The following is a 20873-nucleotide window of genomic DNA, read 5'->3' on the forward strand; positions in this document are numbered from 1 at the left end:
CGGGCTGGGGCGACCGCGGCTTTGCCGGGGCCGCGGTGGCCGGGACAGGCTGCAGGCCGCCATCTCCGGTCAGCGCCGGACGGCGCGGCGCGGCAAGGCGAATATCGCGTTCGACGACGACATCGGTCGGGCCGCCGATCAGAAGCAGGTGCTCGATATCGTCGCGGCGCACCAGCACCAGCCGGCGATGGCTGTCGACGGCGGTGGCGTCCATGACGGCCAGCCGCGTCTTGCGGTTGCGGCCGCCGGCGACAAAGGTGCCGAAGGTCAGGTTGCGGACTAGCCTGATGATGACAAGCACGATGACCAGCAGGATCAGCGCGGCGAAGGTCCACAGGAGTGCTGCCGCATAACCGGGGCCCGCCACGCTATCCAGCCACTGCATTGGTTTCCCCTGGTCGGTTTTGGAAAGTGAGGCGACACTAGACCGTTGCGGCTGGCCACCGCAAGTTACCTTTCACGCATCGTGAACAGCTTGAAACACTAGGAGGGCCGGTCGGCATCATTTTTATCTGACATTTGCCGCCCGGGCCTTTTCCGGACTAGGAGAATGTGATTCAACCGGCTAAAGCGCGTCGCGCTGAAGCCGATTCATGCGACGCGCCTTAGGTCCTTGTTTTCATGCAGGTCGTTTTCCCAAAACCGAAATCATTTTTGGGCGACATGCATTAGGGGGCGGGTGTCGGAACATCGGACTTCACGAGCAGGGGGCATATGGCCAAGGAAGCGCGAGCCGATTTCTATCCGGTACCGATCGTCGACCAGAACACGCGACCCGGCGCGGTCACCCGGCTCATCATCTTCATCGTCGTTCTGACGGGGGCCGCGATCGTCTTCGGCCTGTTCCGCGAGCGCCTTGGCGATCCCTTCCTGCTCGGCATGCTCGGCGTGCTGGCGATGATCGGCGTCGGCTTCCTGTTCGCGACCGCGATCGGCTTCGTCCAGATCACGCCTCGCTCGACCGGCGACGAACTCTCGAAGGCCTTCGTCGATTCGATGTCGCAGGGGCTCCTGGTCACGGACACCAAGGGCCGCGTCGTCTACGCCAACCGGGCTTATGCCGACATGACCGGAGCCTCTTCGGCCGCCGACCTGAAGACGGTAGAAGGGCTGCTTTCGGATGTCCCCGAGGCCTCGGTGACCATTTACCGGCTGGCCTCCGGCCTGCGTGACGGCCAGCCCGGCGACGGGGAATTCCGGCTGGCGCAATCGATCCGGCCCGGCGCCGAACCGGGCGCCCGCTGGTACCGCGCCCGTGCGCGCGCCTTCAGCGTTCCGGGCCAGCGGCTGCCGATGCTGGCCTGGCAACTCGCCGATATTTCCCAGGAGCGGGCCGAGCAGGAGCGTTTCTTCCTCGACCTGCAGAAGGCCATCGACCATCTCGACCACGCCCCGGCCGGCTTCTTCTCCGCCGATCAGGACGGCCGCGTCACCTACATCAACGCCACGCTCGCCGAATGGCTGGGCATCGATCTCGCCAGCTTCACGCCTGGCGCGGTGAGCTTGCCCGATATCGTCGCGGGTGACGGCATGGCGCTGGTGCGCTCGGTCAAGGCCGATCCCGGCACGACACGCAACGCCGTCATCGATCTCGACCTGACGACGATGACGGGCGAAGCGCTGCCGGTGCGCTTCATGCATCGCGTTTCGGCCAGCCGGGAAGGTATCGGCGGCCCGACGCGCACGATCGTGCTCAACCGCACGCAGGGCGAGGATGCTTCCGCCGATCTGCGCGCTTCGGAAGTGCGCTTCACCCGGTTCTTCAATTCGACGCCGATGGCGATCGCCGGCGTCGATGCCAGCGGGCGCATCCTGCGCACCAATGCGCCGTTCCTGTCGCTGTTTTCCTCGGTCGTCGATCGGGATGCCGTGGATCGCCGGGTGCGGCTCGATACGGTGATCCACGGGCGCGACCGGCCGGCCTTTGCCGCCGCCTTCGAAAAGGCCAGGCAACGGCAGGCCGACATCGATCCCATCGACACCGTGCTGCCCGGCAACGAAGACCGGCATATCCGTTTCTACGTCAATGCCGTCGCCGACGGAACCGGCGGCGAGGGCGCCGAGGAATCGGCCATCGTCTACGCCGTCGACACGACCGAGCAGAAGGCGCTCGAAGGCCAGATGGCGCAAAGCCAGAAGATGCAGGCGGTCGGGCAGCTTGCCGGCGGCATCGCGCACGATTTCAACAACGTGCTGACCGCCATCATCATGGCGTCGGACCTGCTTTTGACCAATCACCGGCCGTCGGATCCGTCCTTCCCCGACATCATGAACATCAAGCAGAATGCCAACCGGGCGGCTTCGCTGGTCAGGCAGCTGCTGGCCTTCTCGCGCAAGCAGACGCTGCGGCCGGAAGTGCTGAACCTGACGGACGTGCTCGCCGATCTCAGGATGCTGCTTGCCCGCCTGGTCGGCAACGACATCAAGCTGAAGGTCGACCACGGCCGCGACCTGTGGCCGGTCAAGGTCGATATCGGCCAGTTCGAGCAGGTGGTGGTCAACCTGGCGGTCAACGCGCGCGATGCAATGCCGGCCGGCGGCGATCTCACGGTGCGCACCCGCAATGTCACCACCGAGGAATGCAAGACCTTCCCCTACCGCGAACTCACCGCGGCCGACTATGTCGTGGTCGAAGTCGAGGACACCGGCAGCGGCATCGCGCCGGACGTGCTGAAGAAGATCTTCGAGCCGTTCTTCACCACCAAGGAAGTCGGCAAGGGCACGGGCCTTGGCCTGTCCATGGTCTACGGCATCATCAAGCAGACCGGCGGCTTCATTTTCTGTGATTCCGAAGTCGGCAAGGGATCGATCTTCCGCATCTTCCTGCCGCGTCACATCGCAGAAGCAAAGGCGGCGGCCGAGCCCGGTGAAGCGCCGAGCGCGGCGCCGGCCAAGCCGGCCGACAGCACCAAGGACCTGTCCGGTTCCGCCACGGTGCTGCTGGTCGAGGACGAGGATGCCGTGCGCATGGGCGGCATGCGGGCGCTGACCTCGCGCGGGTATACGGTGCACGAGGCGTCCTCGGGGGTCGAGGCACTGGAAGTGTTCGAAGCGCTTGGCGGCAAGGTCGACATCGTCGTTTCGGACGTGGTGATGCCGGAAATGGACGGGCCGACCCTGCTTGGCGAATTGCGCAAGCGTCAGCCGGACATCAAGTTCGTCTTCGTGTCCGGCTATGCCGAGGACGCATTCGCCAGGAACCTACCGGCGGACGCGCAATTCGGGTTCCTGCCGAAGCCGTTCTCGCTCAAGCAACTGGCGACGATCGTCAAGGACGTGCTCGAATCGTAAATTAGGTGCTCCTGCTGCTCTGCCCTTGCGCAACGCGCTGACAACGCCATGATTGCGGGTGAAGGGCAGGCGAGTTCGGGAGCAGCTGTTGACGCCGCACATCGAAGCAAACAGGGGCGACTACGCCGATACGGTATTGCTGCCGGGTGACCCGCAGCGCGCCGAATGGATGGCGCGGACATTCCTGGAAGCCCCGCGCTGCGTCAACCGCCGGCGGGGTTCGCTCGGGTTTACCGGTCTGTTTCGGGGCCAGCCGGTCAGCATTCAGGCGACGGGTATCGGTGTTTCATCGTTCCTGATCTATGCCCATGAATTGCTTGGCTATTATGGCGTCCGAACATTGATCCGCACCGGCACCTGCGGCGGGCTGAGCGCGGAGGTCAAACTGCGTAGTCTGGTGATCTCGCGATGGGCTCGGCCGGAAAATACCGAGAACGGTCAGGTCTTTGGCCTTTACGACGCCGACGCCGGCCCGGATGCGGGCCTTCTCGCTTGCGCATTGGCCAAGGCAGCCGAACTCGGCATCGAACACCACGCCGGTCTGACGGCCTGTACCGACATATTCTACCATCCTGAAGCGCATGCCCGCTATGCCGAAGCAAGAGCGCTTGGAGCGCTGGCCGTGGACATGGAAACCAGCGCGCTCTACCGCATCGCGGCGCATTTCGGAGCGAGGGCGTTATCGCTGCTGACCGTCGTCGACAATCTGGTTACCGGCGAACTGACCGACTATTCCGAACGCCAGGAACTCTTTGCCGATATGGGCCGGCTGGCGCTCGAAATCGCTGCGGAAGGGCGCTAGAGCGGTCCACGGTTTCACCGAAAACCGCCCTAACTCTTTGTTTTGTCGCAATTCCCAAGGGAAAGCGCCACGCGCTTTTCCCAGGAAAACTGTTTCACTCTTTTCCTGAAATTTCTCTAGGCCGCTTCCCGCTTCAACGCCATTCGCTCATCCATGTCGGGCCGATGGCCGCGCAGATAGAGCGCGCAGGTCGTCCGCAGCATGGAGGCGAAGTTCGGGATTTCGCCGTTGATCTCGATGGCCTCGTCGTACAGCTTCGAGATGAATTTGGGCGTCGTCAGGTTCTGGCTTTCGGCGATTTCATCGAGCAGGGCCCAGAACGTCGCCTCGAGCTGGATGCTGGTCGAATGTCCGTCGATGCGGATCGACCGGTTGATCTGGCGATAGCCTTCCGGATCCTGCGCGGCAAAGACTCGGCACATTGTTACCTCCCGTTTTTGTTGGTCTTGGGTGCCGACGGAGCCGCCGGCGCCTTTTGAACACTGCCTGCGATTGCATCTTCGGTCGGACCGCCGACAACGGCAATCAGACTTTCGTCCTTGAGACGGCATGAGACTAGCCGTTTTCCTGTCCCAGGCGTGGTAATCGGCTGCCACCACCTTTCCTGGCCGGCGCGCATAATCATCTTCGAAGCATGAAAGCTGCGGAGACTGATTTGGCGAAGGCGATCCACACCATGATCCGGGTTCTCGACGAGATCCGGTCCATCGATTTCTACAACAAGGCCTTCGGCCTCGATGTCGCCCAACGGCTGGATTTCGAGACTTTCACGCTCGTTTACCTCAGCAACGCCGATACACCTTTCGAAGTCGAGTTGACCGTCAACAAGGGTCGGCAGGAGCCTTATGCGCTCGGCGATGGCTATGGTCATCTCGCGGTTTCGGTCGCCGATCTCGACAGCGAACACGACCGGCTTGGCGCCCTCGGCCTTAACCCGAAGAAGATCGTAGAGTTCGATCGCGACGGTTCACTCATCGCCCGCTTTTTCTTCATCGAGGACCCCGACGGCTACAAGATCGAGGTCCTGCAGCGTGGGGGGCGCTTCCAATAGGAGATAACCCGCCGCGCGAACCGGCGCGACGCCAGCAACGGCACCTCAGGGTGCGAACAGCAAGCAGGGAGGAAAGTATGGTCACGATCTATGAGAGTAAGCCTGGCTACGAAAGGAAGCCTGGCCTGTCACGGCGCGAGCTTCTCAAACGCGGCGGCATCGGCGCGATGCTCGTCATTTCCGGCAGCGCCGTGATCAGCCCCGAACATGCCTGGGGGCTTGAGACATCGGCGCTGAAACCCGAGACGATGGCGACGCTGATCCAGGTGGCGCGCGACATCTATCCGCACGATCAGGTTCCGGACAAATATTACGCTGTCGCCGTCAAGGGCCATGACGAGATGGCCGGCAAGGATGCGGCCCACAAGGCGCTGATCGAAAACGGGATCGCCGACCTCGACAAGAAGGCCGGCAAGGACGGCTACCGCGGGCTTGGCTGGGAAGAGCAGCGGGTCGCACTGCTCAAGGACATCGAGAGCTCACCCTTCTTCCAGGCGGTTCGCAGCGGCCTCGTCGTAAGCCTCTACAACCAGAAGGAGGTCTGGCCGATCTTCGGCTACGAGGGCGAGGCCTATTCCAAGGGCGGCTACATCGCGCGAGGCTTCAACGACATCGAGTGGCTCTGAGCTGCCTGGCTCAACCGCATCCAATTGATTTCATGGGAGGAAACCATGGCAGCAGCATTTGATCTGAAGAACGATGACGTGGTCGTCATCATCGGCTCGGGCGCCGGTGGCGGTACGCTCGGCAACGAACTTGCGCAGAAAGGCATCGACGTCGTTATCCTCGAGGCCGGCGCGCGACACGAATATGAGGATTTCATCAACGACGAGTGGGATTCCTTTGCCCAACTCGCCTGGAAGGACAAGCGCACGACCTCAGGCGACTGGCGTGTGGCCAAGGATTTTCCGAACCTGCCGGCGTGGATCGTCAAGTCGGTCGGCGGTTCGACCACGCACTGGGCCGGAGCGTCGCTGCGCTTCCAGGAACATGAGTTCAAGACGCTGTCGACCTACGGCAGGCTGGAAGGCGCCAACCTTCTGGACTGGCCGGTCACATTGGCCGAGATGGAGCCCTATTACGCCAAGGCGGAAGCCAAGATGGGGGTGACCGGCACCAATGACTGGCCGCGGCTGCCCGGCAACAACAACTTCAAGGTGCTGAAGGCCGGCGCCGACAAGCTCGGCTACAAGGAATGCCACACCGGCAACATGGCGATCAATTCGGTCGAGCGCGACGACCGCAATTCATGCCAGCAGACCGGCTTCTGCTTCCAGGGCTGCAAGTGGGGCGCCAAATGGTCGACGCTCTACACCGAAATCCCTAAGGGGGAGGCGACCGGCCATCTCGAAGTCCGGCCGAACGCCATGGCGGTCAAGATCAATCATGACGCCTCGGGCAAGGTGACCGGCGTGGTCTATGCTGACAAGGACGGCAAACTGCAGGAGCAGAAGGCCCGCATCGTCGCCGTTGCTGGCAACTCCATCGAAAGCCCGCGGCTGCTGCTTAACTCGCAATCAGCCAAGTTCCCGCATGGCCTCGCCAATTCGTCGGGGCAGGTGGGCAAGAACTACATGCGCCACACCACGGGCTCGGTCTATGCCATCTTTGACAAGCCCGTGCATATGTATCGCGGCACTACCATGGCCGGCATCATCCGCGACGAGGCGCGCCACGATCCATCGCGCGGCTTCGTCGGCGGCTACGAGTTCGAGACGCTGTCGCTCGGCCTGCCGTTCATGGCGGCGTTCCTCGATCCGGGCAGTTGGGGCCGCTCCTTCACCACGGCGCTCGACCATTACGACCGTATGGCGGGCCTGTGGATCGTCGGCGAGGACATGCCGCGCGCGGAAAACCGCATCACGCTGCATGCCGACGAGAAGGACGAGCACGGCATGCCTATCGCCGATGTGCATTTCGACGACCATCCCAACGACACCGCGATGCGCAACCATGCCTACAAGCAGGCTTCGGCGCTCTACGCAGCGGTCGGCGCCACACGCACTTTTCCGACGCCGCCCTATCCCTCGACCCACAATCTCGGCACCAACCGGATGAGCGAGAAGGCGCAAGACGGCGTCGTCAACAAGCATGGCCAGACGCACGACATCAAGAACCTGTTCGTGTCGGACGGCAGCCAGTTCACCACGGGTGCCGCGGAAAACCCGACACTCACCATCGTGTCGCTGGCGATCCGCCAGGCCGACTACATCGCCGCCCAGATGTCGGCCAAGACGATCTAACCTCCCGACTGCCTGCTGGCGCGGGGCCCGACAGGGTTCCGCGCCTTTTTTTCGTTTTAGTTCTTGGTGCAGGTCGAGGCGGTGAAGGCGCCGTCGGGCTGCTTCATGATGATGTCGAAGGAGGGCGGGTCCTGGCCGTCCAGCGTCGCCTGGGTCATCGACAGCGCGTTGCCGCCGGTGGTGTAGCCGCCCAATGGCCCCAGCCAGGTGATGACGCCGTTGGCATCCATCTGATAATTGTAACCCTGTTGGGCGGTGCCGAAGGTGACAGGGCCCGTATAGACATTTCCCTTGATGGTGATGTCGCCGAGGCTGAGGAACATGCCGAGCAGATAGACTTCGCAGTGATAAGTGCCGTCGGGCATCTTGCCGTCGCTGAAGTCGGCCCGCGCGGCCCCGGTTGCTGTCGCCAGAAACACCATGCCGATGAAAATGCGTGAAATCAGGGATGCCATGACGTCGCTCGGTTGAGCAGCGAGCTTGCCCTATTTTTGCGCTGTGCCGCAAATTTGTAATTCGCGACCTGTGCGTTTAGGCCAAAATCTAGGCATTTGCCGAAAATGGGCAAAATTTAGGCAGATGCCGTATGCGCTGCGCAAAATTCCCTCAACCAATTTTTAACCGGCTCTCTTTGATTTGCTCAATCTAATATAATAACTGCCTGATAATGTTCGTCTATTTGCCGATTTTCTATGCCCAGGAGGCGGTTGGCATGGGGGTTGCATTGCATTGTTGCGGTGCAATCAACCAGCTTGGGAGTCTTCGCTATGAGGGGTAATTTCTCGACAATAACAAAAATATTCTCGGCAGGTGCGGTCGCCGCCGGCCTGCTGATGTCGGCGCCCGCCAGGGCGGCCGACGATACGATCAAGGTCGGCATCCTGCATTCGCTGTCGGGGACCATGGCGATTTCGGAGACGACGCTGAAGGATGCTATGTTGATGCTCATCGCCGAGCAGAACGCCAAGGGCGGCCTGCTCGGCAAGAAGCTCGAGGCCGTTGTCGTCGATCCGGCTTCAAACTGGCCGCTGTTCGCCGAAAAAGCGCGCGAGCTGATCTCCAAGGACAAGGTCGCCGCGGTGTTCGGCTGCTGGACCTCGGTATCACGCAAATCTGTGCTGCCGGTATTCTCCGAGCTCGACAACATCCTGTTCTATCCCGTCCAGTATGAAGGCGAGGAAAGCGAGCGCAACGTGTTCTACACGGGCGCCGCGCCAAACCAGCAGGCGATCCCGGCGGTCGACTACCTGATGAGCGAAGATGGCGGCTCGGTGAAGCGCTGGGTGCTTGAAGGCACCGACTACGTCTATCCGCGCACCACCAACAAGATTCTCGAAGCCTATCTGAAGGCGAAGGGCGTCGCGGCCGAGGACATCATGACCAACTATACGCCGTTCGGTTTCTCCGACTGGCAGACGGAAGTTTCGGCGATCAAGAAGTTCGGTTCGGCCGGCAAGAAGACCGCTGTCGTCTCGACCGTCAACGGCGACGCCAATGTGCCGTTCTACAAGGAACTCGGCAACCAGGGCATCAAGGCCGAGGACATCCCGGTCATGGCCTTCTCGGTCGGCGAGGAAGAACTTGCCGGTCTCGACACCAAGCCGCTGGTCGGCCATCTCGCCGCCTGGAACTATTTCGAGAGCGTCAACACGCCCGAGAACAAGAAGTTCATCGCCGACTGGCACAAGTTCATCAAGAACAACAAGCGCACCACCAACGATCCGATGGAAGCCCACTATATCGGCTTCAACATGTGGGTGAAGGCGGTCCAGAAGGCCGGCACCACCGATCCGGACAAGGTCATCGATGCCATGATCGGCGTTTCGGTGCCGAACCTGACCGGCGGCTATTCGACGATGATGCCGAACCACCACATCACCAAGCCGGTGCTGATCGGTGAGATCCAGGCCAATGGCCAATTCGAAACGGTTTCGAAGACACCTGGTCTCGTGATGGGCGACGAATGGTCCGACTATTTGCCGGACTCCAAAGATTTGATCTCCGATTGGCGCAAGCCTCTGTCCTGCGGCAACTTCAACGTCGCTACGGGCAAGTGCGGCGGCAAGGGCACGAACTGATCCTCCCGGGCTGGACCTTGCGGTCCATGCCCAAGACCGCGCGCGTCCGGACGGTTTCCTCCACTGTCCGGACGCCCATTCAACCTTCAAGGATCACCAAGACCCGATGAAGATTTTCCATGCGATGGGCCTGACGCTTTTGTTCCTGCTGACGACGCTGTCGTCTTCGGGCGCCGCGGAAGCCGATCTGCGTGCAATTATTGCCAAGTTCGCGACGGTAACGGACTTTTCCGAGACGGGAGCCGTCGTTCACGAATTGACCGCCACAGGCGATCCCGCCACCGAACCGGCGCTTGCTGCATTGGCTGACGGCAATCTTTACATTCGCACCGCCGACTCGATGGTGTTTATCGGCAAGGAAGGCGATGAAAGCGTCCAGCTTTTTGACCCGCTAAGCGGTGAGGCAGCTGGCGAGGCCTCCGAGGACGACATAACCAAGATCACTGTCAACAACACGCTGCGCCGCACCATCCGCGACGCGCTGGGCACGCTGACGCTTGGCGCCAAGGATCCGGCAGTGCGCATCAGTGCCGCCGACACAATGTTCAAGACACCCGACGCGGCCAACATCGAGCCGCTCGACGCGGCGATCGCCAATGAGACCGTCGCCAGCGTCAAGGCTCTGCTCGAACAGGCCCGCGCCGCATCGGTCCTGGTCTCGGATCGGCCGGAGGCCGACAAGCTTGCAGCCGTGGCGCTGATCGGGGCGCGGGGCGATCGCGACGCGGTTTCACTGCTGACTTCGGTCGAGGCGAATGCTTCGGGAGCCGTGAAGGAAGCCGCGACCGCAGCGATCGCCAACATCAATTCGACGCTGGCCTTCTGGGATGCCGGCCAGAACATCTGGTACGGCATTTCCCTGGGGTCGGTGCTGTTGCTTGCCGCCATCGGCCTTGCCATCACCTTCGGCGTCATGGGCGTCATCAACATGGCGCATGGCGAGATGGTCATGCTCGGCGCCTACACCACCTTCGTCGTCCAGCAGGTGATCCGCACATCCTTTCCCGGCCTGTTCGACTGGTCGCTGGTGATCGCGCTGCCGCTTGCCTTCCTGGTTGCCGCGATCGTCGGTCTCGCCATCGAGCGCGGCGTCATCCGCTTCCTCTACGGACGGCCGCTGGAAACACTGCTGGCGACATGGGGCGTGTCGCTGATCCTGCAGCAGGCCGTACGCTCGATCTTCGGACCGACCAACCAGGAGGTCGGCAACCCCTCCTGGATGTCGGGTTCGTTCAATGTCGGACAGCTTGCGATCACCTGGAACCGGCTTTGGATCCTGGTCTTCGCGCTCACCGTCTTCGGCGTGCTGCTCTACGTGATGAAGCGTACGTCCTGGGGGTTGCAGATGCGCGCCGTCACCGCCAACCGGCGCATGGCCGCCTCGATGGGCATCAGGACGCCATGGGTCGACGCGCTGACCTTCGCGCTCGGCTCCGGCATTGCCGGCATTGCCGGCGTCGCGCTCAGCCAGATCGACAACGTCTCGCCCAATCTCGGCCGCGGCTACATCATCGACAGTTTCATGGTCGTCGTCTTCGGCGGCGTCGGCAATCTGTGGGGCACGCTGGTCGGGGCGTTTTCGCTCGGTATCGTGAACAAGTTCCTCGAGCCTTACGCGGGCGCCGTGCTCGGCAAGATCGTCGTGCTGGTGCTGATCATCCTGTTCATCCAGAAGCGCCCGCGCGGCCTGTTCGCGCTCAAGGGCAGGGCGGTGGAAGCATGATCACCGGGCGCTTCTTCGCCGCCGGCGCGGACCGCCGCATCGCCATCACCATCTTCATCCTGTTGGCTGTCGCCATCATCGTGCCGCTGCTCAATCTCGCAGTGTCCCCGGCGAGCGCGTTCTACATTCCGTCCTATATCGTGGCGCTGACCGGCAAGTATCTCTGCTACGCGCTGCTGGCGCTTTCGCTCGACCTGGTCTGGGGCTATTGCGGCATCCTCTCGCTCGGCCACGGCGCCTTTTTCGCGCTCGGCGGCTATGCGATGGGCATGTATCTGATGCGCCAGATCGGCTCGCGCGGCGTCTATGGCAACCCGATCCTGCCGGATTTCATGGTGTTCCTGAACTACAAGGAATTGCCCTGGTTCTGGACCGGTTTCGACCATTTCTGGTTCGCGGCGATCATGGTGCTCGCGGTGCCCGGCCTGCTTGCCTTCGTCTTCGGCTGGTTCGCCTTCCGCAGCCGCGTCACCGGCGTCTATCTGTCCATCATCACCCAGGCGATGACCTATGCGCTGCTGCTTGCCTTCTTCCGCAACGACATGGGTTTCGGCGGCAATAACGGGCTGACCGATTTCAAGGATATTCTGGGCTTCAACGTGCAGGCCGACGCGACCCGCTCGGCACTGTTCGCGGCCAGCGCCGTGATGCTGGCGCTTGCCGTGTTCCTGACCTGGGCGATCGTCGGCTCGAAATACGGCAAGCTCCTGATGGCCGTGCGCGACGCCGAGAGCCGCACGCGCTTCCTCGGCTGGCGGGCGGAGAACGTAAAACTGTTCGCCTTCACGGTCTCTGCCGTGATGGCCGGCATTGCCGGCGCGCTCTACGTGCCGCAGGTCGGCATCATCAATCCCGGCGAGTTCGAGCCGTCCAACTCGATCGAGGTGGTGATCTGGGCAGCCGTTGGCGGCCGCGGCACCATCGTCGGGCCGATCATCGGTGCGTTGCTCGTCAATGCCGGGAAATCCTGGTTCACCGGCGTGCTGCCGGAATTGTGGCTGTTCGCGCTCGGCGGCCTGTTCGTCGCCGTCACGCTGCTCCTGCCGAAGGGCATCGTCGGCATGTGGGATAGCTGGCGCGGCAATGCCAGGGCGTTGCGCGCGGCCGCCGCTGCTGAAAAAACCGGCGCCAGGGTTGGAATGGCGCCCGCGACATCGAAGCCCGTGCGCTCGCCGGCAAGGAATCCAGGCGAATGGTCCTTGTCCGACCCTGAACCGCAGGCGGCGGAGTAGGCGACCATGAGCAAGTCGAACACCATCCTCTACCTCGACGGCGTCTCGGTCTCCTTCGACGGGTTTCGCGCCATCAACAATCTGTCGCTGGTGCTCGACAAGGGCGAGATGCGGGCCATCATCGGCCCCAACGGCGCCGGCAAGACGACGATGATGGACATCGTCACCGGCAAGACGCGGCCCGACGAGGGCGAAGTGTTCTTCGACGGCCAGGTCGATCTGACCCGGCATGACGAGGCCGAGATCGCCATGATGGGCATCGGCCGCAAGTTCCAGAAGCCGACGGTCTTCGAAAGCCACACGATCGAGGACAATCTGATGCTGGCGCTGAAGGGACCGCGCTCGATCTTCCCGGCGCTGTTCCATCGCCGCTCCGCGGCCGAGGCGCGGCAGATCGATGACATTCTCGGCATCATCCGGCTGGGTGACAAACGTGGCGAAATCGCAGCCAATCTCAGCCACGGCCAGAAGCAGTGGCTGGAGATCGGCATGCTCTTGGCACAGGATCCGAAGCTGTTGCTGGTCGACGAGCCGGTCGCCGGCATGACAGATGCCGAGACCGAGGAAACCGCGCGGCTGCTCAGGGATATCGCACGCGATCATTCGGTCATCGTCGTCGAGCACGACATGCATTTCGTGCGGGAGCTTGGCGTCAAGGTCACCTGCCTGCACGAGGGCTCGGTGCTCTCCGAAGGCACACTCGACTTCGTCTCGGCCGACGAGCGCGTCGTCGAAGTCTATCTGGGGAGATGAGCATGGTGTGGCGGGTGCAATTCCATCGCTTCGATCTGTCGTTCCTCCGCTTCTGGAAAAGGCGCTGACATGCTCGAAGTTTCCAATGCCACGCTCCACTACGGCGCCGCCCAGGCGCTGCGCGGCGTGTCGCTGAAGGCGGGCGCCGGCAAGATCACCTGCGTGCTCGGCCGCAATGGTGTCGGCAAGACCAGTTTGATGAGATCGATCGTCGGCCACCACCGGCTGACGAGCGGAAGCGTTGCCTTCGAGGGGAAGGCGCTCGACCGGAGCGCGGCGTATGACCGCGCCCGGTCGGGCATCGCATTCGTGCCGCAGGGCAGGGAGATCTTTCCCCTGCTCACGGTGCGGGAAAATCTCGAATCCGGCTTCGCGCCGTTGAAGCGGGCCGACCGCAACGTGCCGGCCCATGTCTTCGAGTTGTTTCCGGTGCTCAAGCAGATGCTCGGCCGCCGCGGCGGTGACCTGTCCGGCGGCCAGCAGCAGCAGCTCGCCATCGGTCGGGCGCTGGTGATGCGGCCGAAACTCCTGGTGCTCGACGAGCCGACGGAAGGCATCCAGCCTTCGATCATCAAGGATATCGGTCGCGCCATTCGCTATCTGCGCGACCAGGCCGGCATCGCGGTGCTGCTGGTCGAGCAGTATCTCGACTTCTGCCGCGAGCTCGCCGACGAGGTCAACATCATGGACCGCGGCCAGATCGTCCATACCGGCCCGGCTGAAGATCTAGACCGGGCTGATGTGCGGAAGTTCCTTACCGTCTAGAATCGTCTCGTCGTCATCCTGGGGCGTAGCAAGGAGCGAAGCGACGCGGTGCAGACCCCGGGATCCATGCCGTGAGATCCGCCGAAGAGTGCATCGGCGTAGAATAGAAACCCTCTTCGGCGCACTGATCGATCCCAGATACTGCACCGTGGCGGCGCTTTTAAAGTCACGGCATGGATCCTTGGGTCTTCGCTCCGCTTCGCGTTCGCTACGCCCAAGGATGACGAAGTCGCGAGGTGCGCTGCGGGCGCTCAATCTTTCTTCAAAGATCACTGTACGTCTCTGGCACGCCGAACATCGCGTGCTAGTCTTTTCCTTGGCTTTGTGAGTCGGCCGCTTCCGTATCAGTCTGGTTATCGCGGATCGAGGAGGACGGCCAATGCCGAGCAAGTTTCACGCAAGCAAGGCTGCCTAGCTTCCCTCCTGCGATCTCTGTCGTTCAAACGCGTTTGGGCACACAGGCTAAGGGACAGCCATGGAACGTTACGTCGAGGATTACCAGAAGCGGCGGCTTACCGAACGCGTCGACATCATCGCTGCCATCAACATCTTGAGATCACAGGGCTGCGACTACGACGATCTGATCGAGGAGATCACCAAGGTCTTCTATGTCGATCTCGATACCTTCAATGAGATCGTCATGGCGGCATAGAGCCGCGTTCGTCCACCCGCGATCAGAGGCTGGTATTGATAGGCGTGATCAGCTCGCGCGCCGGAACGGAGAAGCGATGACGACGCGGTTGCGGCCGCCGCGTTTGGCGTCGTAGAGCGCCTTGTCGGCGGCGCTGAGCACCTTGTCGAAGCTGGGGCCGTCCTTGGCGCCGAAGGCAAACCCGGCGCTGACCGTGCATGTCAGCGAGCCCATCTCGGTTTCTATCCGGCGCGCCGCGAAAGCGGTCCGGATGCGCTCTGCCGCTGCCTCCACGGTCTCCGGCAGGGTGCGTTTCAGCACCAGCGCGAATTCCTCGCCGCCCATGCGCGCGGCGACATCGGTCTGGCGAAGGTTGCCTGCGAGTTCGCTCGCAAACACTCTCAGCACCTCGTCGCCCGCCGCGTGGCCGAATTCATCGTTGATGGTCTTGAAGTTGTCGAGGTCGAAGACGACGACCGCGGTAAAGGCTCCGACCGGCGCATTGCCATGCATGTCGAACAGCGCGCGCCGGTTGAGCAGGCCGGTCAAGGGATCGGTCAATGCATCGCGGCGGTGATGCCTGGCCAGACGCCCCTGGTTGAGGGCAAGCGACAATGCGCCGATGCCGGTCATGCTGGCGATGACCACGATCAGGCTCAGTTCCTCGGCCCAGTTGCTCGGCGCATGCCCCAGGACCAGTCTTCCATCCCAGGCGAGAACCATGGCGCACAGTACAAAGGACGTGGCTGTGGCCGAATAGAGCGCGGTGATGCCGATCGTCAGGGCAGGGGCTTCATCGCGACCTCTCCAGTACTCGAACGCCGTCGCGAACAGAAGCAAGGCCGCGAACAGGTTCTCGAACATGAAGCCAAGGCCGTCATAGCCCAGAGCCATGGGCGGCAGCGCCACCGCCAGTGAAACGCAGCCCAACAAAGCTCGCGGCATCGGCGAACCGCCGGTCCTGAACTGGTAGGCGGCGCCCAGCATGGTCGAAAAACCAATCAGCAGGAAGGCCAGCGCGGCGATGCCCAGCAGGCGGCCGGGCATGTCGATATAGGCGTCATAGACAAAGATATCGCCGACAACGAACACCAGGCTGGTCGCCCATGTCAGCAGGAATCGCTCCGACCGGGCGGTCAGCCACATGCCGAACAATGTCAGGCCCAGGCAAGCAGCGGAAAAACCGACAGCCAGCAGAAGTGAAGTGTAGTCGAGCGACATGCCCCTCTTTCCCTGCCGACGGCGGTTCCAGCTCTGCGGCTTGGCGTCGTCGCATTCATGCGGCAAGGAAGTGTCGATAAGGTTACGATCGTGGCGAAGATGCCACGAATAGGCGCTTTGCTACGCGTACAAAGCATAGATGACGCGCTTTAAGCATGTGGCCGGATACGACTGAAGCTCGTCAGCCAGCCACTCGCTTCATCAGCGCCATCGCCCCGAACGGCGCGCGCACCTTGCCCTCGGTGATGAAGTAGACGAACACGTCGCGCGGCTGGACCGGCGCATCGGTCTTGGGATCGGCACGCCGCAGGTCTTCCGGCTGCTTGCCCTGCGCCCAGGTCTTTGCCCGCGCCGCCCACTCGTCGAGGCCCTTTGGCGTGTAGCAATCGGGATTGTCGTCCGAGCCGGTTTGCAGCCGCGCATAGACGAAATCACTGGTGACGTCGGCGATGTCAGGATATTTGGCATGATCGGCATAGACGATCGCCGCCTTGTATTTGCGCGCCAGGGCCGCGAACTCCGGCACCACGAAACTGTCGTTGCGCACTTCGAGCGCGTGGCGCAGCGCAACGCCATCCTGCTTTTCAGGCAAGAGTTTCAGAAAGGCCTCGAAATCGTCCGGATCGAATTTCTTGGTCGGCGCGAACTGCCACAGGATCGGCCCGAGCTTGTCGCCAAGTGCCGCAACGCCGGAGCCGAGGAAGCGCATCATCGATTCGCCGGCCTCGCCCAGCACGCGCCGGTTGGTGACGAAGCGATTGCCTTTCAGCGAGTAGACAAACCCATCCGGTGCCTCGTTGGCCCATTTGACGAAGGTCGGTTCCTTGAAGCTGGAATAATAGGTGCCGTTGACCTCGATGCTCGGCACCTGGCGGCTGGCATATTGCAGCTGCTTGGCCTTCGGAAGCTTGTCCGGATAGAAGGACTTATCCCACGGCTCGAAGGTCCAGCCGCCCATGCCGGAGCGGATTGTTCCCGATTTGCTCATTTTCGTCCTCCCAGTTTTAGAAAATCAGGCCGTCGTCGTGGCCTCGGCTACCCGCTTTGCCATGTCGACGAGCACCCATCCTGGCCGGTACGGATTGGGCCGGCGACCCGTTTCGCGATAGCCGTAAGCGAGATAGAGCGCGATGTTCCGTTCCATTTTCGCATTGGTGTAGAGCCGTGTCTCCGGCAGGCCCCACAAACGCGTCTGTCGATCCGCGTGATTGAGCAGCTTTATGCCAAAACCCTTGCCCTGGAAGGCGGGCGACACCGCGACGGAGAAGATCATCGCGTGGTCCTCATGCCGCTCCAGTGTGAGCACGCCCGCCAGTTCGCCGCTGCTCTCCAGCAGCCAGACCTCGCCGCGCCCGATGCGCGGCGCATAGTCTTCGGTGATCGGGATCGGCGGCCCGCCGAACAGCGCGGTATAGGGCGCGTACGCCGCTTGCGTCAGCGAAACGATTGCGGCGAGATCCTCTGGGCGGGCCGCTCTGAGGTTCATACTCACTCCGCCGCTTCGCGCTTGCCTCCGGGGCGCCGCTCCAGAAGCTCCTTGAGGAACTGGCCGGTGTAGCTGCGCTTTTCGCGCACGATCGCTTCCGGCGTGCCGGACGCGACAAGCTCGCCGCCGCCGTCGCCGCCTTCGGGGCCGAGGTCGAGCACCCAGTCGGCGGTCTTGATCACTTCGAGATTGTGCTCGATGACCACCACCGTGTTGCCCTGGTCGACCAGTTCGTGCAGCACTTCCAACAGTTTGGCGACGTCGTGGAAATGCAGGCCGGTGGTCGGCTCGTCGAGGATGTAGAGCGTCTTGCCGGTCGCCTTGCGCGACAGTTCCTTGGCGAGTTTTATCCGCTGCGCCTCGCCGCCGGACAGTGTCGTCGCCTGCTGGCCGATATGGATGTAGCCGAGGCCGACCTGCTTCAGCGTGTCGAGCTTGTCGCGCACGCCGGGCACGGCGGCGAAGAAATCAACGCCTTCCTCCACCGTCATGTCGAGCACGTCGGCGATCGACTTGCCCTTGAACAGCACATCGAGCGTCTCGCGGTTGTAGCGCTTGCCGTGGCAGACATCGCAGGTGACATAGACGTCGGGCAGGAAGTGCATCTCGATCTTGATGACACCGTCGCCCTGGCAGGCCTCGCAGCGGCCGCCCTTGACATTGAAGGAGAAGCGGCCGGGCTGGTAGCCGCGCGCCTTGGCTTCCGGCAGGCCGGCGAACCAGTCGCGGATCGGCGTGAAGGCGCCGGTATAGGTGGCGGGGTTCGAACGCGGCGTACGGCCGATCGGCGACTGGTCGATGTCGATGACCTTGTCGAGGAATTCGAGCCCCTCGATGCGGTCATGCTCGGCCGGATGCTCGCGCGAGCCCATGATCCGGCGCGAGGCCGCCTTGAACAGCGTCTCGATAAGGAAGGTCGACTTGCCGCCGCCCGACACGCCGGTGACGGCGGTGAAGGTGCCGAGCGGGATTTCGGCGGTGACGTTCTTCAGATTGTTGCCGCGCGCGCCGACGATTTTCAGGCGGCGATTCTTTTTCGCCTCACGCCGAACACCAGGGGTGGCGACTTCCAGCGCGCCCGACAGATATTGGCCGGTGATCGAATTGGGGTTGGCCATCACCTGCTGGGGCGTGCCCTGGGCGATGATCTCGCCGCCATGGATGCCGGCGGCCGGTCCCATGTCGACGACATAGTCGGCATGCAGGATGGCGTCCTCGTCATGCTCGACGACGATCACCGTGTTGCCGATGTCGCGCAGGTGCTTCAGCGTGTCGAGCAGCCGCGTGTTGTCGCGCTGATGCAAGCCGATCGACGGCTCGTCCAGCACGTAGAGCACGCCGGTAAGGCCCGAGCCGATCTGCGAGGCCAGCCGGATGCGCTGGCTCTCGCCGCCCGACAGGGTGCCGGAATTGCGCGACAATGTCAGGTAGTCGAGACCGACATCGTTGAGGAAGCGTAGCCGCTCGCGGATCTCCTTCAGCACCCGCACCGCGATCTCGTTCTGCTTGTCGTTGAGCTGGGCGGGCAGGTCGGTGAACCATTTGTCGGCATTTCGGATCGACTGCTCGGTGACCTCGCCGATGTGTTTGCCCCCGATCTTCACCGCCAGAGCTTCCGGCTTCAGCCGGTAGCCCTTGCAGACCGGGCAAGGCGTCGCCGACATGAAGCGCTCGATCTCCTCGCGCATCCAGGCGGATTCGGTCTCCTTCCAGCGCCGTTCGAGATTGGGGATGACGCCTTCGAAGGTCTTGGTCGTCTTGTAGGAGCGCAAGCCGTCATCGTACTGAAAGGTGATCTCGCGCTCGCCGGTGCCGCGCAGGATCGCCTCCTGGGCCTCAGTGGTCAGATCCTTGAACTTGTCGCCGAGCTTGAAGTTGTAAGCCTTGCCCAGCGCTTCGAGCGTCTGCGAGTAGTAGGGCGAGGTCGATTTAGCCCACGGGCTGACGGCGCCGTCGCGCAGCGATACGTTCTCGTCGGGCACGACAAGGTTGGGGTCGATGGCACGCTGGCTGCCGAGACCGTCGCAAGTCGGGCAGGCGCCGAACGGGTTGTTGAACGAGAACAGGCGCGGCTCGATCTCGGGAATGGTGAAACCGGACACCGGACAGGCGAATTTTTCCGAGAACAGGATGCGCTCATGCGTCTCGTTCTTCGACTTGTTGACCGAATCCTCGCCGGTTTGGCTGGCGTCGAGTGGCTTGTCGGCGAACTCGGCCACCGCAAGCCCCTCGGCGAGCTTCAGCGCCGTCTCGATGGAGTCGGCAAGCCGCGTGGCAAGATCGCCGCGCACGACGATGCGGTCGACGACGACGTCGATGTCATGCTTGTATTTCTTGTCCAGCGCCGGGACGTCGGCGATTTCATAGAAGACGCCATCGACCTTGACGCGCTGGAAGCCCTTCTTCTGCAGTTCGAGCAGCTCCTTGCGGTATTCGCCCTTGCGGCCGCGCACGATGGGCGCCAGCAGGAACAGTCGGGTGCCTTCCTCGAGCGCCAGCACGCGGTCGACCATCTGGCTGACCGTCTGGCTCTCGATCGGCAGGCCGGTGGCCGGCGAATAGGGAACGCCGACGCGCGCGAACAGCAGGCGCATGTAGTCGTAGATCTCGGTGACGGTGCCGACCGTCGAACGTGGGTTCTTCGATGTGGTCTTTTGCTCGATGGAGATGGCCGGCGACAGGCCGTCGATCTGGTCGACGTCAGGCTTCTGCATCATTTCGAGGAATTGCCGCGCATAGGCCGACAGGCTTTCGACATAGCGGCGCTGGCCTTCGGCATAGATGGTGTCGAAGGCAAGCGACGACTTGCCGGAGCCCGACAGGCCGGTCATGACGATCAGGCTGTCACGCGGCAGGTCGAGATCGACGTTCTTCAGATTGTGTTCGCGCGCCCCGCGAATGGAAAGGAATTTATGGTCGGCCATCGCCGGTCGCCGCCTCAGATCTGGAATTCATGGGATTGGCGGGCTTTTCCCGGCCATCCCTTATGTAGGTGTTTTTGCCGCCACGTCGAGAGACGCCACAACTCCCGACAGAAGTCGTTTAACCGTCTTTCGCGCGAACGGGCAAGTGGAAAGAACAAAGGCCGAACACGCTCCTGACAAAGCTGTGCAAAAACTGACCTGAACGTAACCTCCCGGAGATCACATTTTTCCGTAACCGGCTATTGGCGGTTGACGCAGCCGGCTCACGGGAGCAGTCTCCCGATGTCAACGAAGCCGGCCGTCTTTCGATGGCCTCGCCGCCCCAAGGCGGCCTGCGAGACGCCGCAGGCATCTGCGATTTGCGCTTCGAGACGAATGTCGCAACGGACAGAGGAGCGGAGCATGACGCCACCTGATAGTCCCCAAGGGCTCCGCATCTAGCTGGAGCCGCGGCAGGCGCAAGTGTGAGGGTCGGCTTCAACGCTGCCCGACAAACCATGACCGGCCGTATCCCACAAAATCAGAGACTACTAGTCGGATCGTCGGTTGAATGCCGCGAAGCATCCGAAATCAAACGCCGGCAGTACACTCCCGGCAAGATTGGATTTGAGATCCAGAAAAGCCCCGTCCGTTTGCCCTAGGGCACGGCGGGGCTGTTCTTTTGTGCGGGCTC

Annotated in this window: 17 protein-coding genes and 1 pseudogene; 11 read left to right on the top strand and 7 right to left on the bottom strand. The window is 62.5% G+C overall.

What is annotated here, in order from left to right:
- Positions 1–385: pseudogene (locus tag X743_RS160290) on the bottom strand (flagellar biosynthetic protein FliO); the annotation flags it as partial.
- A 329-nt stretch (positions 386–714) separates the two neighbouring features.
- Between X743_RS160290 and X743_RS160285 the strand changes: the two are divergent.
- Together X743_RS160285 and X743_RS160280 are read left to right on the top strand one after the other, a co-directional pair.
- Positions 715–3291: a PAS domain-containing sensor histidine kinase gene (locus X743_RS160285; RefSeq protein ID WP_023764831.1), complete on the top strand. Its 2577-nt coding sequence runs from the start codon at positions 715–717 to the stop codon at positions 3289–3291.
- A gap of 88 nt (positions 3292–3379) precedes the next feature.
- Positions 3380–4093, top strand: a complete 714-nt coding sequence (locus tag X743_RS160280; RefSeq protein ID WP_023764832.1) for a DeoD-type purine-nucleoside phosphorylase — start codon at positions 3380–3382, stop codon at positions 4091–4093.
- Positions 4094–4209: 116 nt separating this feature from the next.
- Here the strand turns inward: X743_RS160280 and X743_RS160275 are convergent, their stop codons facing one another.
- A complete protein-coding gene (locus X743_RS160275) occupies positions 4210–4515 on the bottom strand; it encodes a ribbon-helix-helix domain-containing protein (RefSeq protein ID WP_013895274.1) in 306 nt (101 codons plus the stop codon).
- Positions 4516–4748: 233 nt separating this feature from the next.
- On the opposite strand from X743_RS160275, the gene X743_RS160270 reads away from it, so the two are divergent.
- The 3 genes from X743_RS160270 to X743_RS160260 all read left to right on the top strand — a co-directional run bounded on the left by X743_RS160270 (position 4749) and on the right by X743_RS160260 (position 7387).
- Positions 4749–5144, top strand: coding sequence for a VOC family protein (locus X743_RS160270; protein WP_023764833.1), 396 nt, complete (start codon positions 4749–4751; stop codon positions 5142–5144).
- A 77-nt stretch (positions 5145–5221) separates the two neighbouring features.
- Complete coding sequence (locus tag X743_RS160265; RefSeq protein WP_023764834.1) at positions 5222–5770, top strand: twin-arginine translocation pathway signal; 549 nt, start codon at positions 5222–5224, stop codon at positions 5768–5770.
- Positions 5771–5815: 45 nt separating this feature from the next.
- Positions 5816–7387, top strand: a complete 1572-nt coding sequence (locus tag X743_RS160260) for a GMC family oxidoreductase (RefSeq protein WP_023764835.1) — start codon at positions 5816–5818, stop codon at positions 7385–7387.
- A gap of 56 nt (positions 7388–7443) precedes the next feature.
- Here the strand turns inward: X743_RS160260 and X743_RS160255 are convergent, their stop codons facing one another.
- Entirely contained in the window at positions 7444–7842 is a 399-nt protein-coding gene (locus X743_RS160255; RefSeq protein WP_023764836.1) for a hypothetical protein, read from the bottom strand.
- 312 nt (positions 7843–8154) lie between these two features.
- Here X743_RS160255 and urtA point away from each other — a divergent pair, with 312 nt between their 5' ends.
- From urtA to X743_RS1000000170440, 6 genes are all read left to right on the top strand, one after another.
- Complete coding sequence (urtA, locus tag X743_RS160250) at positions 8155–9465, top strand: urea ABC transporter substrate-binding protein (RefSeq protein WP_023764837.1); 1311 nt, start codon at positions 8155–8157, stop codon at positions 9463–9465.
- A gap of 106 nt (positions 9466–9571) precedes the next feature.
- Positions 9572–11188: an urea ABC transporter permease subunit UrtB gene (gene urtB, locus X743_RS160245; protein WP_023764838.1), complete on the top strand. Its 1617-nt coding sequence runs from the start codon at positions 9572–9574 to the stop codon at positions 11186–11188.
- Positions 11185–12420 carry an urea ABC transporter permease subunit UrtC gene (gene urtC / locus X743_RS160240; protein WP_023764839.1) on the top strand — a complete coding sequence of 412 codons (1236 nt, stop codon included), beginning with the start codon at positions 11185–11187 and terminating at the stop codon, positions 12418–12420. Before urtB ends, urtC begins: the two co-directional genes overlap by 4 nt.
- A 6-nt stretch (positions 12421–12426) precedes the next feature.
- Positions 12427–13173, top strand: a complete 747-nt coding sequence (urtD, locus tag X743_RS160235) for an urea ABC transporter ATP-binding protein UrtD (protein WP_023764840.1) — start codon at positions 12427–12429, stop codon at positions 13171–13173.
- Positions 13174–13242: 69 nt separating this feature from the next.
- Positions 13243–13938, top strand: coding sequence for an urea ABC transporter ATP-binding subunit UrtE (gene urtE, locus X743_RS160230; RefSeq protein WP_013895283.1), 696 nt, complete (start codon positions 13243–13245; stop codon positions 13936–13938).
- A 475-nt stretch (positions 13939–14413) separates the two neighbouring features.
- Positions 14414–14590: a hypothetical protein gene (locus tag X743_RS1000000170440; protein ID WP_013531844.1), complete on the top strand. Its 177-nt coding sequence runs from the start codon at positions 14414–14416 to the stop codon at positions 14588–14590.
- Between the two features lie 48 nt (positions 14591–14638).
- Here the strand turns inward: X743_RS1000000170440 and X743_RS160225 are convergent, their stop codons facing one another.
- The 4 genes from X743_RS160225 to uvrA form a co-directional block, all read right to left on the bottom strand.
- Positions 14639–15790 (bottom strand): GGDEF domain-containing protein, encoded by a 1152-nt coding sequence (locus tag X743_RS160225; RefSeq protein WP_023764841.1) that lies wholly within the window; start codon positions 15788–15790, stop codon positions 14639–14641.
- A 181-nt stretch (positions 15791–15971) separates the two neighbouring features.
- The gene (locus tag X743_RS160220) at positions 15972–16778 is read right to left on the bottom strand and encodes a DUF72 domain-containing protein (RefSeq protein WP_023764842.1); all 807 of its coding nucleotides are present in this window, start codon (positions 16776–16778) and stop codon (positions 15972–15974) included.
- 24 nt (positions 16779–16802) lie between these two features.
- The gene (locus tag X743_RS160215) at positions 16803–17276 is read right to left on the bottom strand and encodes a GNAT family N-acetyltransferase (RefSeq protein ID WP_023764843.1); all 474 of its coding nucleotides are present in this window, start codon (positions 17274–17276) and stop codon (positions 16803–16805) included.
- 2 nt (positions 17277–17278) lie between these two features.
- The gene (gene uvrA, locus X743_RS160210; protein ID WP_023764844.1) at positions 17279–20200 is read right to left on the bottom strand and encodes an excinuclease ABC subunit UvrA; all 2922 of its coding nucleotides are present in this window, start codon (positions 20198–20200) and stop codon (positions 17279–17281) included.
- Positions 20201–20873 lie beyond the last annotated feature (673 nt).

This window comes from Mesorhizobium sp. LNHC232B00 (assembly GCF_000502435.1).
GTDB classification, from domain to species: Bacteria; Pseudomonadota; Alphaproteobacteria; order Rhizobiales; family Rhizobiaceae; genus Mesorhizobium; species Mesorhizobium opportunistum.